This is a genomic window from Swaminathania salitolerans, from assembly GCF_007988945.1.
Taxonomy (GTDB): domain Bacteria; phylum Pseudomonadota; class Alphaproteobacteria; order Acetobacterales; family Acetobacteraceae; genus Swaminathania; species Swaminathania salitolerans.
Window position 1 is genome coordinate 714,747 of record NZ_BJVC01000002.1, and the last position, 13,916, is coordinate 728,662.

At 61.9% G+C, this 13,916-nt stretch carries 10 protein-coding genes; 6 read left to right on the forward strand and 4 right to left on the reverse strand.

Annotated features, from left to right (window positions below; genetic code table 11):
* Nucleotides 1-48 precede the first annotated feature (48 nt).
* The 4 genes from SSA02_RS07215 to SSA02_RS07230 all read right to left on the reverse strand — a co-directional run bounded on the left by SSA02_RS07215 (nt 49) and on the right by SSA02_RS07230 (nt 6,049).
* On the reverse strand, nt 49-1,596 hold the full coding sequence (locus SSA02_RS07215) for a UdgX family uracil-DNA binding protein (protein WP_147093342.1): 1,548 nt from the start codon (nt 1,594-1,596) through the stop codon (nt 49-51).
* Nucleotides 1,593-2,828: a putative DNA modification/repair radical SAM protein gene (locus SSA02_RS07220; RefSeq protein ID WP_147093343.1), complete on the reverse strand. Its 1,236-nt coding sequence runs from the start codon at nt 2,826-2,828 to the stop codon at nt 1,593-1,595. Before SSA02_RS07220 ends, SSA02_RS07215 begins: the two co-directional genes overlap by 4 nt.
* A 118-nt stretch (nt 2,829-2,946) precedes the next feature.
* Complete coding sequence (locus SSA02_RS07225; protein ID WP_147093344.1) at nt 2,947-5,493, reverse strand: HWE histidine kinase domain-containing protein; 2,547 nt, start codon at nt 5,491-5,493, stop codon at nt 2,947-2,949.
* On the reverse strand, nt 5,486-6,049 hold the full coding sequence (locus SSA02_RS07230; RefSeq protein WP_147093345.1) for a biliverdin-producing heme oxygenase: 564 nt from the start codon (nt 6,047-6,049) through the stop codon (nt 5,486-5,488). Before SSA02_RS07230 ends, SSA02_RS07225 begins: the two co-directional genes overlap by 8 nt.
* Nucleotides 6,050-6,819: 770 nt before the next feature.
* Here SSA02_RS07230 and SSA02_RS07235 point away from each other — a divergent pair.
* The 6 genes from SSA02_RS07235 to SSA02_RS07260 all read left to right on the forward strand — a co-directional run bounded on the left by SSA02_RS07235 (nt 6,820) and on the right by SSA02_RS07260 (nt 13,774).
* A complete protein-coding gene (locus SSA02_RS07235) occupies nt 6,820-7,779 on the forward strand; it encodes a LysR family transcriptional regulator (protein WP_147093346.1) in 960 nt (319 codons plus the stop codon).
* Between the two features lie 73 nt (nt 7,780-7,852).
* Complete coding sequence (gene denD, locus SSA02_RS07240) at nt 7,853-8,854, forward strand: D-erythronate dehydrogenase (RefSeq protein ID WP_147093347.1); 1,002 nt, start codon at nt 7,853-7,855, stop codon at nt 8,852-8,854.
* A 40-nt stretch (nt 8,855-8,894) separates the two neighbouring features.
* Nucleotides 8,895-10,256, forward strand: a complete 1,362-nt coding sequence (locus SSA02_RS07245) for an MFS transporter (protein WP_147093348.1) — start codon at nt 8,895-8,897, stop codon at nt 10,254-10,256.
* Nucleotides 10,257-10,286: 30 nt separating this feature from the next.
* On the forward strand, nt 10,287-11,213 hold the full coding sequence (locus SSA02_RS07250) for a sugar phosphate isomerase/epimerase family protein (protein ID WP_147093349.1): 927 nt from the start codon (nt 10,287-10,289) through the stop codon (nt 11,211-11,213).
* A 90-nt stretch (nt 11,214-11,303) separates the two neighbouring features.
* Entirely contained in the window at nt 11,304-12,617 is a 1,314-nt protein-coding gene (locus SSA02_RS07255) for an MFS transporter (protein ID WP_147093350.1), read from the forward strand.
* Nucleotides 12,611-13,774 carry an alpha-hydroxy acid oxidase gene (locus SSA02_RS07260; RefSeq protein ID WP_147093351.1) on the forward strand — a complete coding sequence of 388 codons (1,164 nt, stop codon included), beginning with the start codon at nt 12,611-12,613 and terminating at the stop codon, nt 13,772-13,774. Before SSA02_RS07255 ends, SSA02_RS07260 begins: the two co-directional genes overlap by 7 nt.
* The last annotated feature ends 142 nt before the right edge of the window (nt 13,775-13,916 follow it).

The window sequence follows — 13,916 nt, forward strand, 5'->3', positions numbered from 1 at the left end:
CCGGGCTTCCTCCGGGGCAGTGCCAGAACCGGCTCCCCTGTCCGGGCCCTATCCGGGCTCGGACGGGAAGGAGCCGGGATCCGGTTCACGATCCGGCCCGGGCGACGGCGCGGCATCACGATCGCTCTCGAGCCAGTCACGCGCCGCGATCAGCTCGCGTGCGAAACGCGCCTCTTCTTCCTGCGCTCTCTGCGCGTCAGGCAGCCGCAGGAGATAGGAAGGATGCACCGTGGCCAGGCTCGGCGGCCGCTGCGCGGTGGCATCACGAACGCGGCCCCGCACGGAACCGAGGCGCGCAGACGGCCCCTCGAGCGTCTGCAAGGCGGTCGCCCCCAGCGTCACGATGAGGCGTGGCCTGACAAGGGCGATCTCCTGCTGCAACCAGGGCGAGCAGGCGACGAGTTCCGTGCGTCCCGGCGTCTGATGGATACGACGACGCCCCTTCGAGACGAATTTGAAATGCTTGACCGCATTCGTGAGATAGACGCTCTCCCGCGCGATGCCGACCCGCTCGAGCACACGATCGAGAACGGCGCCCGCCGGACCGACGAACGGCGTGCCGTGCAGATCCTCCTGATCGCCCGGCTGTTCACCGATCATCATCAGTGCCGCGCCCGCAGGTCCCGCACCGGGCACGACCTGGGTCGCATGGCGGCAGAGATCGCAACGATCGCACCCGCGCAGGGCAGCAGCCAGAGCCGGCAACCCCTCCAAGCCCTCGACACGGGCATGTTCTTCCGCCTTGCGACGCGACCATTCCGCCTGGTGACGCGCATGGAATGCGGGGATTTCGCCTCGCGCTGCGGAGTCCTCGGCCTGTTGCGCCGCCATCGCGGCAACGCGCTTCCCCGCATCGGCAAGCATGGTCGGAATGAGACGCGTCTCCGGCAGGTTCTTCCAGTATCTGACAGGCATCTCGGATCTCATGGCCTTCGTCTTGATCCGGGCCGGATTGAAGATGGACTGGTAATAGCGATGCCATAAACCCTCGACATCGTCGGTGAGCTCGGGCGCCTCGCGCGGTTCGGAATCGCGCGTGATCCTGCCGTCGCACGCCGCAATCGCACCGATCGGGGTGAGAATGAGCCAGTCCATGTCCGAGAAGCGCTCTGCAAAGAAAGGCGCGACCGTCTCGAGAATGAAATGCTCCGGCTCGAACCAGGCGATGAAACGGCGCCGCGTCGAAGCATCGTCCACGACCTCGCGGAAACGCAGGAACGCCTTCATCTTGTGGGCGTCGCGGCGGATCTGGCGGTCCATCTGCGTGGCTTGGCGTATATCCGGATCCGTCGCGATCGCCGGCAGATGAGGTTCCTGCTGGCTACGCCACAGGATGCGATAGGCGAGCGCGAAACGTTCGGGATCGCTATGCCGCAGGATGGATTCCAGCAGAACCAGACACGGTCTGGTAATATGGCCGACAGCCTCACCCACAGGGGAAAGCGGCGCGTCCTCTTCGGGAAAGAGCTCGGCCTGTTCTGCGCCCTGCACCTGCCAGACGACGTCGCCGGGGGCAAGCCCCGCCTGCAAGGCGGCGCGCGCACGGTCGCGCCAGACCGGAAATCCGGCATCGGCTGGCAGAAGGATACGCTTCACAGAAGACTCATCTGCGCCGGCTGAGGCCGGAAACGCTGCGCGAGATCGACACGATCGATCATGCGTCCGGGCGACCAGTCCGGGGTCACGATGAACGGCTTGACCTTGCGAAGGGAGACCTTGAGCCGCTCTATATCGGCAAGACGCAACGAACAGTGACGGCGCGCGGAGAGCAGGGCCTCAACGCTGCGTGGACCGAGACCGGGCACCCGCAGAAGCATTTCGCGCCCCGCCCTGTTGATGTCGAGCGGAAACAGCGCACGGTTCTGAAGCGCCCAGGCCAGTTTCGGGTCCATGTCGAGATCGAGCATGCCATCCCGACGCTCGGCCACGATCTCCTCGAAGGAGAAACCGTAGAACCGGACCATCCAGTCCGCCTGATAGAGCCGGTGCTCTCTCAGAAGCGGCGGCGCCTTGACGGGGAGGACGAGCGATGCGTCGGGAATGGGGCTGAAGGCCGAATAATAGACGCGTCTGAGCTGATAACCCGAATAAAGAGCCGCCGAGCTGCGCAGGATATCACGATCGGACGAAAGATCGGCCCCGACGATCATCTGGGTGCTTTGCCCGCCCGGAGCGAATCTGCGTGCCCGTCGCCCCGAAAAGGTCCTGTCCGTCGTCGCCTCGTCGATTTTCAGCCGCAGCACACCCATGCTCTGACGGATGTGACCCGCGTCTTTCTCCGGCGCATAGGCCTGCAACCCGGCCTCGGTCGGCATCTCGACATTGATCGAGAGACGATCGGCATAAAGACCGGCTTCCTCTATCAGATGGGGCGCGGCATCGGGAATGGTCTTGAGATGGATATAGCCGTGGAAATGATGCTTCAGACGCAGTTCCCGCGCGACCCTGACAAGCTCCTCCATCGTATAGTCGGAAGAACGGATGACGCCGGATGAGAGAAACAACCCCTCGATATAGTTGCGACGGTAAAATTCCAGCGTGATCCAGATGATTTCCTCGACCGAGAAACGCGTACGTTCGATCCGTGACGAAGACCGGTTGATGCAATAGGCGCAGTCATAGATGCAGAAATTGGTCATCAACACCTTGAGCAGCGAGATGCACCGCCCGTCAGGCGTATAGGCGTGACATATCCCGTTCGTCGCCTTGGAGCCGAGCCCGCCTTCCTTCCCCTTCCGGCTCGACGCAGCCCCGCTCGACGCGCAGGACGCATCGTATTTCGCCGCATCGGACAGGATTTCCAGTCGTTCGGAGAGGGTTTTTTTCATGCTCCTGAAATGGGCATGCCAGAAGAACGAGTCAAGAACATCCCCCGGTCGCCAGAGAGATATTCCTGCTCGAAACCCGACAGGGAAACCGGCTCCCGCGTCGTGACAGCGCGACGGGTCAGGACGGCATGATTCTCAGCAATTCCTGCACGGCATTCTTGATCGCATAGGGCTTGCGCAGCACGGGAACATCCTGGAACTCGGCCGGAATCATCGTCCGGTCGGCGTAACCGGTGGCGAAGACGAACGGAATGTTCTTCTTGCGCAGAAGGGTCGCGACTTCCTGCGAGCTTTCCTTGCCGAGATTGAAATCCAGCAGCGCCACATCCGGACACCGTTCGCGGATGGCCTGCACGGCCTCGTAAACCGAAGACACGGTTCTGATGTGCCGCACCCCGTACGCGCTCAGAGCCTGTTCCGTCTCCATGGCGATGAGGAGCTGATCCTCGACGAGCAGCACATAGGCGGCGTGAAGACGGTCCGACTGTGCGGTCGTTACGGCCACCGCGACATCTTCCGGGCCTTCGGACTGGATCTCGGAAACGAGCACGGCGTGACGCACCGGGAAGGTCAGGCGGATGAAAAGACCTTCGGGGCGGAACTCGCGCGACGATGTACCGCCCAGCTCATGGGGAATCGCACGCTCCAGCAGGATCGAGCCGAAGCCGTTCCCCTTTGGCGGCGTGACGGCGGGCCCGCCGGCCTCGGTCCATTCGAGAACCCAGTCCCCTTTTTCCTCATCAAGATGCCAGGTGACGTTCAGATGTCCGCTCGGGAGAGACAGCGCCCCGTATTTCGCAGCGTTTGTCGCGAGCTCGTGCAGGGTCAGCGCGGCGACCGAGAGCGCGGGACCGGAGAGCCAGAGATTCGGGCCGTCGAGCGAAACGGCGATCGGCTGATGCCGGTACGGCTCCAGCTCCGCCTCCAGAAGCGTGCGCAGAAGTCCGCCGCCATCGGTTCTGGCAACCTGATCGTGCGCGCTCGCCAGCGCCTTGATGCGTCCGCGCAGGACCTCGACATATTCGTCGATGGAACGATCCGGAGCGACCGGGCGGCCGATGAGGGACTGGACGACCGCAAGGATGTTCTTGACCCGGTGATTCAGCTCCTCGTTCAGCATGCGCTGGCGCAGATCCGCATCCGCCCGCTCGGAAAGCTGCTGCTGGTGATAGACCCCCATGACCTCGATCAGGGCCGAGCGAAGCTGGCCAGCGGCCTCGATATCGAAGCTCGACCAGGGAAGACAGCGCTCATGCACCTGTTCCTTCCAGATCGCGAAGCTCTGGCGCGGCGTCAGGCGCGGTCCATGCGGGCCGTGTTCATAGGTCTTGTTCGGGTCGCCTCCCCAGTTGATCGTCTGCACGATCTCGCGGCGGAACAGAAAGACGTAGTTTTCCGGCTGGGGCGAAATCGGGATGATCAGCACCCCGGCCACATGGGCAGTGTGAGCGGCGATCCAGGGATGATCCCTGACCAGATGATCGGATTGCCAGATCTGGGTTCCGGCCTTTTCGAGCGCAAGTTCGACGAATTTCTGCTGCACGTCGATCGGCGCGGAGATACCGTGACTGGTCCATTCCCCATCGATCCAGATCGCGATCCCGTCGGACTGGATGAGTGGCGCCAGACGGCCGATCTGGCTGCGCAGATAGGCCGGCATGTCCGAGACGGAAGCGGCGTTGCGCAAGACGCTCTCGATGAGGCCATGGGTGCGCTCGGCAACCTGGAGGCGGGTCGTCTTGAGGATGACGATGATCTGGAGTGCGAAAAACTCGGCGAACATCTGCACCACGGCCCGTTCGGCGATGGGAAGAACGCGCGGCGCGTAATGATGGCAGGCGATCATGCCCCACAACGCGCCGTCGATCACGATGGAGATCGACATGGAGGCGCGGACGCCCATATTCGTCAGATATTCGCAATGGATCGGCGATACGCTGCGCAACTGCCCGAGAGACATGTCGAGCGGCGCTAGGCCCTCGCCCTGCACGATCGGCACGGGCTTATATCCCACATCCCCGATCATGCGGATGGGCGAGCGACGGTAAAGCTCGCGCGCCTGGGCCGGGATATCGGCACTCGGGAAATGCTGCCCGAGAAAACTCTCGAGCGAGAGCGCCCTTGCCTCGGAGACGACCTTGCCGGACCAGTCATCGGCAAAGCGATAGACCATGACGCGGTCATACTCGAGCAGACCGCGCAAGAGCATCGTGACCACATCGAACAGACGCGTGATGTCGCTGGTCTTGCGCACACGGTCCATCATGCCGTGAAGCTGGGTCAGGAATTTCGTCGCGCGATGCGTCGCCGATGCCGGCTCGCATTCAAGAACGACCTCGCCATTCACGATATGAACGGCCATGTCGAACAGACGCTCCGGCCCGAGCTCCTGATTGAGCAGAAAGACGGGCCGCCTTTGCGTCACACTCAGGGTCAGGCCGTTACGGATATCGTGAATGACATCCGCGCCTAAGAGCTCGACGAGATTGATGCCGACGGCCAGAGCGTCGAAGCCCAGCATCGACGCGGCATTGGCAGAATGACGCAGGACCGTGAAATCATTGACGGTGCATGTCACAAGGCAGCCATGTGGCTGTATGCTGCCCGGGATATGGATCGGCTCCCGATCGCAGCTCGTCAGATCGACCTGACCGAATTCAGCCATTCTGTCGGCCCTCCCGTCCGTCCACCCGTTGCACGGCCCTGTGGGCATGCCCGAAAACAACCCGCGCGGCCTGCTCGGCCTCTCCGATCTCGAATACCGGAGCTGCCTCGAGCACATCAAGGAAAACCGCCCAGCGTTCCGGATGGCCGATCTGCCCTGCCAGATGGCCGGCACCCGTCATCTCCCCGAAACCCAGAGCGTGCGCCCGTCTGGCTATGAGGCGTGCCCCCAGCGCAGCCCCTTCCAGAGTATAGATCCAGCCCAGCAGCGCAGAAATCGTCTGCGGCGGAGCGAGAGGTTCCATCACTGGAGGAGCGAGCGCCAGATGCGCGAGATCGACTTCGAGCAAGGGAGAGATCAGCGCCGGGCGCCACGCTCCGAACCATGAGGGATAGGCATAGCCGTGCAAAGGCTGCTCTGCCGCCAGACGAAACCCGGCGATTGCCCTGAGATAGCGATAATAATCGGAAACGCTCGCGAAGGCTCCGAGCGCATCGTCGAGTTGCTCATGCGTATCGCGCATGCGCAGACGCAGTGCGTTGCGACGTGGTGTCACGTGAGTAAGCACGGAAAATCAGGCGGGCGCGTAACTGCGAACATCCAACGTTTCGTCCTGTTTCACCGGCATTGCAGAGACTCAGGATTAATGCATGTTTGCCCATCATGTAAACTCATGCTTTTTAAATTATGGAATGAAGCATGAACCTGAGGAACGGATGAATATAATCGACTAAAGAAATGACAACATTTCAATAGATGCTCCATAAAGCATTATATATCGTTAATATAATGACTGCGAACCCTACAGATTACGCATTTCGAAACAAACAGCACATCTTATGCAAATCCCGGGCGTTTCATTCTTGCACTACCCCTCTTTCTGCCACCTCATTCCGGAACCAAAATCCGCTTTATGTTGCAGAATTCTCCGCTTCGACCCGGGACGGACGCTGACCGTTGCGGGAAAAAGCCATATCCGCGCATCCTCCCCGTCTCATCCAGCGGACCCGCGTCGCTCGCACCCGCATAGCTCCACCCGCATAGCTCACAGGGAATTTTCTGGACGTGTCGGGGCGAACACCTATGCGCTAGAAGAGGCAGGGCACGTCCTGCACCGTGTTTTCTGTCCGGGATATGCTCCTTCATGCCGACGACCCTGCCCGCTCGCTTCCGGCTCGACGCCTCGTCGAACGAGCCTTGCCCTTCGCCTGAGTTTCGTACCGCGAACGCACCGACGCAAAACGGCCGCAGACAAGACGAGGACCGAGCGGTCTGCCCGGCATTCCTTGTCCCCGGCGCCGTTCGTGACGTCGAACGAAGCACGCCATGATGATGTCCACCCATGCGCTCATCAACCGGCTCAAGCTCAGGCATCTGCGCCTCATCCTCGAACTCGAGACCACCCACACGCTTCATCGCGCAGCGGAGCGTCTCAATCTCTCCCAGCCCTCGGTGTCCAAGCTTCTGCAGGAAATCGAGCATGCCCTGGGGGCAAAGCTCTTCGAACGGACCTCGCACGGGGTCACGCCCACACCGAGCGGCATGCTCGCCGCACGGCATGCACGACTCATGCTCAATGATATCGAGAACCTGCAACGCGACATGGCCGCGATGCAGGAGGGACTGTCCGGAACCGTCAGGATCGGATCGATCGTTGCCGCCGTACCCGATCTGATCTCGCCCGTTCTGGCAGAAATCGCGGAGACACGCCCCGGTATCGGTCTCTCGCTCACGATCGATACGAGCGATGCTCTTCTCATCGGGCTCGAGAGCGGACGTCTCGATTTCATCCTCGGCCGCCCGCTCGGCCGCTACGATCCCGACGCACTTGCCTGCCGCGAACTCGGCCCGGAACCGCTTTGCGTGGTCACCAGCACGCATAATCCGCTGGCAGACAAGGCCGCTCTCGGCCTGCGCGACCTCAGCGATCAGGGGTGGATTCTCCAGACCGAGCCAAGCCCTATGCGCAGGGCGATCGAGGCCGCCTTCACGGCAGCGCTTCTGCCCCTTCCCGCCCATCCGATCGAGGCCTCGTCGATGTTTGCGACGATCGATCTGCTCCTTCACAGCAGCCTGCTGGCCGTGATTCCCTGCAGTGTGAGCAGACATTACGAAAAGGCCGGGCTGATCAGACGACTCCCGGTCGCAATTCCCGATTTTCTCGGTGCCTACTCGCTCGTCTCGATCCGCGACAGACAGCTTTCTCCCGCCGCGAACCTGGTCAGAACCGCCCTGGAAGACGCAGCGATCAGGATTCGGAATACCACCATTCAAACTTCCGTCTAGCCATACATTACAACAAGGATAGGTTTCGTTCATCTGAAGCGCGGGTCTTCTCCCGACTATCGAGGTGATACGGATGCATATCCTCATCATTGGCGCAGCAGGCATGCTCGGTCGCAAACTGACCGGAAGTCTTGTTCGTGAAACCCTGGATACACCGACCACCGGTGGATCCCGGACGCCCCTTCGTCTGACACTCGCCGATATCGTGCCCCCCGCCGCCCCCGAGGGCTTCCCGGGAGCATGCGAGACGCTGGCCTGCACACTCACCGACGGGCATGCGCTCGACCGTCTCATCGGAGAGCGGCCGGATGTGATCTATCATCTCGCCGCGATCGTCTCCGGCGAAGCCGAGGCCGATTTCGAGAAGGGATACGGCGTCAATCTGGACGGAACGCGTGCCCTGTTCGAGACCATACGTCGTATCGGACTGCAGGAGGACTGGAAGCCGCGCGTGGTCTTCGCATCCTCCAACGCCGTTTACGGCGGCGCTTTTCCGGATCTCATTCCCGATGACTATATCCTGACACCGCAGACGAGTTACGGAACGCAGAAGGCGATAGGAGAGCTGCTCCTTGCCGATTATACCCGCCGCGGCATATTCGACGGCGTCGGCCTGCGTCTGCCGACGATCTGTGTGCGTCCGGGCAAACCGAACCGGGCTGCCTCGGGCTTCTTCTCCGGGATCATCCGCGAACCGCTCAACGGACAGGATGCCATTCTTCCCGTTCCCGAAACCACACGTCACTGGATGACGAGCCCGCGTTCGGCAGTCCATTTCCTGCGCCACGCGGCTGAGCTGGACCCGGCCAGCCTCGAGGATCGCCCCAATCTGACCATGCCCGCCCTGTCGATCACCGTCGGAGAGCAGATCGAGGCGCTTCGTCGCGTCGCGGGCGCTGGCGTGCTCGCTCATATCAGACGCGAGCCGGATGAGGCCATTGCGCGTATCGTGGCCGGTTGGGCCAGAGGGTTCGACCCACGTCGTGCGCTCGCCCTTGGCTTCAGGGCCGAAGACAATTTCGAGGCGATCATCCAGGCCTATATCGAGGACGAGTGTCACGGGCGCATGCCGTGATTCCGCGCCGAAGCCCTGATCGGACCCGGGAGCTGACATCATGACATCCCCCAGCACATATTCCTCGAGAACCGCCACACCTCCTGTGGCGAAGGCCGACGAAGCGGATCGGGAAGACGTATTGCGTCGGACTGCGACGCGCAAGGCCGTCGCCAAGCTGCTGCCCTTCCTCATCCTCATGTATATCGTGGCGTTTCTGGACCGGTCGAATATCGGATCGGCAAAACAGGCGCTCCATGCGGATATCGGCCTGAGCGACGCCGTATTCGCCTTCGGGGCGGGCGTGTTCTTCATCGGTTACGCCCTGTTCGAGGTGCCGAGCAATCTCATCCTGTACCGTGTCGGCGCCAAACGCTGGATGACACGGATCATGATCACCTGGGGACTGGTTTCCTCGGCGATGATGTTCACGACCGGAGAGACATCCTTCATCGCCCTGCGCATGCTGCTGGGCGTTGCGGAGGCCGGATTCTTTCCCGGGATCATGCTCTATCTCACCTTCTGGTTTCCCGAGCGGGAGCGCACGCGCGTCCTCGGGATCTTCTATTTCGGCTATCCGCTGGCCATGACCTTCGGCAATCCGCTCTCGGGGGCCCTGCTGGGACTTCACGGGATTTTCGGTCTTGCGGGATGGCAATGGATGTTCCTGCTCGAAGGCGGTCTCGCCGTCGTCATGGGATGCCTCACCTATTTCGTCCTGCCCGACGGCCCCTCGGACGTATCCTGGCTGACAATTCGCGAGAAGCAGGCTCTCGCGACCATTCTCGACCGCGAGGCCAGCGGAAAGACGGTCGGCCACGGACACGGCTTCGGGGCACTCCTGACCTCGGGCAAGCTTCTCCAGTTTCTCGCGCTTTATACCGTCATGCAGGTCGCGAGTTACGGCGTGGTGTTCTACCTGCCCGAGCAGGTCTCCTCGATCCTGCACGAGCAGATCGGCTTTCGCGTGGGGGTCGTGAGTGGCCTTCCCTGGGCGTGTGCGATCGTGGCAACGCTCGTCGCGACCCGCCTCGTCCATCGTTATGCAGCGCCCCGCATGGGCGTGCTGCTCTGCCTCGCTGCCGCCGCGACGGGACTGTTCGTTTCGGGTCAGGAAGCGGGCGTGCTGAGCATTCTCGGCCTTTGTCTGGCCGCTGCCGGCGTCGTCGCCGTCCAGGCGATTTTCTGGAACTTTCCCCTCGCCCATTTCTCGGGCGTGCAGGCAGCCGGTGCGATCGCGCTGATCAATGCAATCGGCAATCTCGGCGGTTTCGCCGCACCCAATATCCGCAGTTACGCCTCGCATCTCTGGGAAACGCCGGTCGCAGGCCTTTATGCGGTCGCCCTCGCCGGACTGATCGGCCTCGCGATAGCGGCCTTCCTCCCCCGGGCGCCTCGGGTCGCCCCGGATCCGATTGCCTGACACCCCCGCAAACAAGAAGGAAGACGAACGATGCCTCACGCCTATACGCATACGAACTGGCCCATCGCCGCAGCGATGATCCAGTATCCGAATATCCTGCCAGATGGCTCATCCGTTCAGGATCAGAAGCCCGAGGAATGGGCAGCGACATTACGCGAGGTGACGGAAGCCGGGTTCACCGAAATCGATCCGACGGATTCCTGGATCAGGCTCGCGGATCTCCGACCCGAAAGGCTCGAGCGCTTTGCAGCCTGCGTCGCTGAGGCCGGCCTGACCATGCCCGGGCTCTCGACCGCGCGTCGCTCGGTGATCGACCCGGAACGGGCGGATGACAATCTGGCATATAGTCATCGCGTGATCGATACGGCTGCGCGTCTCGGGATCAAGGAAGTGTCATTCGGCCTGTTCTATCCCCTGACGGACGCACAGAAGAAAGCGCTCTGGTTCTGGACCGCTCAGGGCACGACCAGCCCGGACGATCCTGCCGTCTGGAACAAGGCGGTCAGTCGCATCCGGGAGCTGGCGCGTCACGCACAGGAGGTCGGCCTCGGTCTCTCTCTGGAGATGTACGAGGACACCTATCTCGGCACGGCCGACAGCGCCGTCCGGTTCGTGCAGGATGTGGATCATCCCTGCGTCGGCATCAACGCCGATCTGGGTAATCTGGTCCGGCTGCATCGCCCGGTCGAACACTGGGCGTCGATGATGCAGAAAGTGGCCCCGTTCGCGCGCTACTGGCATGTAAAGAACTATTATCGCACCGAGGACGCCAGTACGGGCATGGTGGTCACGGCCCCCGCCCCGCTGGAATTCGGTGTCATCAGCTACAGGGCGGCCATCAGGATGGCGCTCGCCCACGGGTTCGCGAGCGCATTCCTCGTCGAGCATTATGGCGGTGACGGCCTGAGCGTGAGCGCCACCAACCGCGACTATCTGCGTCGCATCCTGCCGAGATGATGCGGCTCACCCTGCGCGAGGTCCCGACATGCGGATCTCGCGCAAGGCCGTCCTCTCGCCATCCTTCCTCTCTGGTGCAGGAGAGAGATCATGCCCCGTCTGCGCTGGCTGATGATCATCCTCTGTTTTGCAGCGACCACCATCAACTATATAGATCGGGCGACCATCGCCATTGCCGCCCCGTTCATGGCGCGCGAACTGGACATAGACCCGGCCCTCCTCGGCATTATCCTCGGCGGTTTCTTCTGGACCTACGCCTTCATGCAGTTGCCGTTCGGCCTGGTGGTGGATCGTGTCGGGGTCCGTTCGGCTTATGCGCTGGCCGTCATATGGTGGTCGGTCTGCACTGCCCTGACCGCTCTGGTACGCGGACCGCTGAGCATTCTCGGGCTTCGCCTCCTTCTCGGTATCGGTGAATCGGGCAGCTATCCCTCGAATGCCAAGGTCGCCTCGCTCTGGTTCCCCAAAAGCGAGAGAGGGCTTGCAGCCGGGATCTTCGATAGCGGGTCCCGGGCAGGCTCCGCAGTGTCGATGCCGCTTGTCGCCCTGCTGATCGCTCTTCTGGGCTGGCGGCTTGCCTTCGTCGCAGCGGGAGCGCTCGGTCTGGTCTGGGTTGCGTTCTGGTTTGCGCTCTACCATGACCCGGACAAACATCCCCGTCTGCCCCCAGGCGGACTGTCCGCGCTGAGAGCGGCCCAGCCTGCTCCCATACATGCGTCTCCGGGAGCGTGGCGGTCGATGCTAAGACATCGCACGGTATGGGGCATGATGCTGGGCTTCTTCTGCGCCAATTTCGTATTCTATTTTTTCGCCACCTGGTTTCCCAGCTATCTGGTCAGTGCGCATGGGTTTTCGCTCAAGGATCTGGGGCTCATCGGCATGATCCCGGGCGTTGTCGCCATTCCGGCAGCCTGGCTGGGCGGCTGGACATCGGATCGGCTGCATCATCGCGGTTGGACCCTCACAGCAGCTCGCAAGACCTGCCTCGTGGGCGGACTGGTTCTCTCCTCCGTTATCGCGCTGACCGCCTTCGTCACCCAGACCTGGCTGTGCATCACTCTCCTGTCGGTTTCCTTTGGCGGAATTGCCTTTACCGGGGCCAATATCTGGTCTCTTCCTGCCGATATCGCGCCGAGCCCGGATCTTGTCGCGACCCTGGGCGGGCTTCAGAACAGCGCTGCGAACATCGCCGGGATCATGATCGCAAGCTTCACGGGGCTGATGGTCAGCCTGACGCATGGATCGTTCCTCATCCCGCTTTGTGCAACCGGAGGGTTCGGGCTTCTCGGCGCCATTGCGTATCTCTTCATCGTAGGACCGATCGAGCCGCTTCCCCTCGATCTCCCGGGAAAGAATGCGGTCGGACGAACCGCTCTAGCAGCACGAGTATCGACACCATGCTGACACCACGCCGTTCCGCCGAAAAAGCGGTTTTCAACCTCAACGAGTTCGAGAATCTGGCGCGTCGTTATCTCCCGAGGGCAATATTCGGCTATGTCCAGGGCGGAGCCGATGATGGCAGCACGATCGCGCATAATCGGCGCGCACTCGACCGGCTGCGTATGGTTCCGCGTGTCCTGCGCGACGTGTCTTCCTGTTCCCAGCAGGTCACACTCTTCGGTCAGGGTTTTGCGAGCCCGTTCATGATCGCGCCCATGGGTGCATCGGCCATTATCGGCCCTGACGCCGATAATGCCATGGCACGGGCGGCCAGGTCTGCCCGGATCCCGTATATCCTCAGCGCAAACGCGATCACACCACTGGAAGAGATCGGACGCACTTACCCGGGATGCTGGTTTGCGGGTTACCAGAAGCCCGACGAGAGCAATATCGAGCGAATGCTCGGACGCGTCGCCGATGCCGGATTTTCGGCCTATTTTCTGACGGCAGATGTTGCGGTCGGCTCCAACAGGGAAAACAACCGGCGCAATGGATATACCATGCCGTTCCGACCGACCGCCCGCCTCGCTCTCGACCTGATGCGCCATCCTTTCTGGCTCTACCGCACAGGATGGAAGACGTTCCGACAACGCGGGATGCCTCGTATCAGCAATATCGACCCGGTCGCTCGTCCCTCCATCTTCTCACGCGAGATCAGCGCCGTGACCGGCTACGCGCAGTTCAGCTGGAAACATGCCGAGATGATCCGGCGTCGCTGGAAAGGCGCGTTCGTCATCAAGGGCATTCTCTCGCCCGAAGACGCGCGACTGGCCCGGGAGATGGGCGCCGACGGTATCGTGGTCTCCAATCATGGAGGAAGGCAGCTCGATTGCGCTGTATCGCCAGTCGAAACCCTCGCCCGCATACGGGACGTTTCCGGCGGTATGACCCTGCTCGTCGATAGTGGGTTCAGACGTGGAACCGACATCATCAAGGGGCTCGCCATGGGCGCGGACGGCGTATTGATCGGCCGCCCCTTTCTCTACGCTGCAGCTCTGGGCGGTGAACCGGCACTTCGACACGCCATCAATCTTCTGCAACGCGAGATCCATACGGATATGTGCCTGATGGGCGTTGCCGATTGCCATTCCCTGCGCGAGCAAACAGTAATTTCCGAGTAGCCCGGTAGCGATACCAGTGCCGGGAACGGGGCCTCGAACCGACATATTATGCAGGTCGATGCACATCGAACTGCTCACGAAACCCCGCGATACGCCTTGTTCGACGCGTTTGTGCACGACATGCAACTGCATCGTCTGCTGA

Coding starts and splice junctions, on each gene's coding strand:
- SSA02_RS07260 (WP_147093351.1), top strand. CDS start 12,611: ATGCTGACACCACGCCGTTCCGCCGAAAAAGCGGTTTTCAACCTCAAC.
- SSA02_RS07255 (WP_147093350.1), top strand. CDS start 11,304: ATGCCCCGTCTGCGCTGGCTGATGATCATCCTCTGTTTTGCAGCGACC.
- SSA02_RS07250 (WP_147093349.1), top strand. CDS start 10,287: ATGCCTCACGCCTATACGCATACGAACTGGCCCATCGCCGCAGCGATG.
- SSA02_RS07220 (WP_147093343.1), bottom strand. CDS start 2,828: ATGAAAAAAACCCTCTCCGAACGACTGGAAATCCTGTCCGATGCGGCG.
- SSA02_RS07235 (WP_147093346.1), top strand. CDS start 6,820: ATGATGATGTCCACCCATGCGCTCATCAACCGGCTCAAGCTCAGGCAT.
- SSA02_RS07245 (WP_147093348.1), top strand. CDS start 8,895: ATGACATCCCCCAGCACATATTCCTCGAGAACCGCCACACCTCCTGTG.
- denD (WP_147093347.1), top strand. CDS start 7,853: ATGCATATCCTCATCATTGGCGCAGCAGGCATGCTCGGTCGCAAACTG.
- SSA02_RS07225 (WP_147093344.1), bottom strand. CDS start 5,493: ATGGCTGAATTCGGTCAGGTCGATCTGACGAGCTGCGATCGGGAGCCG.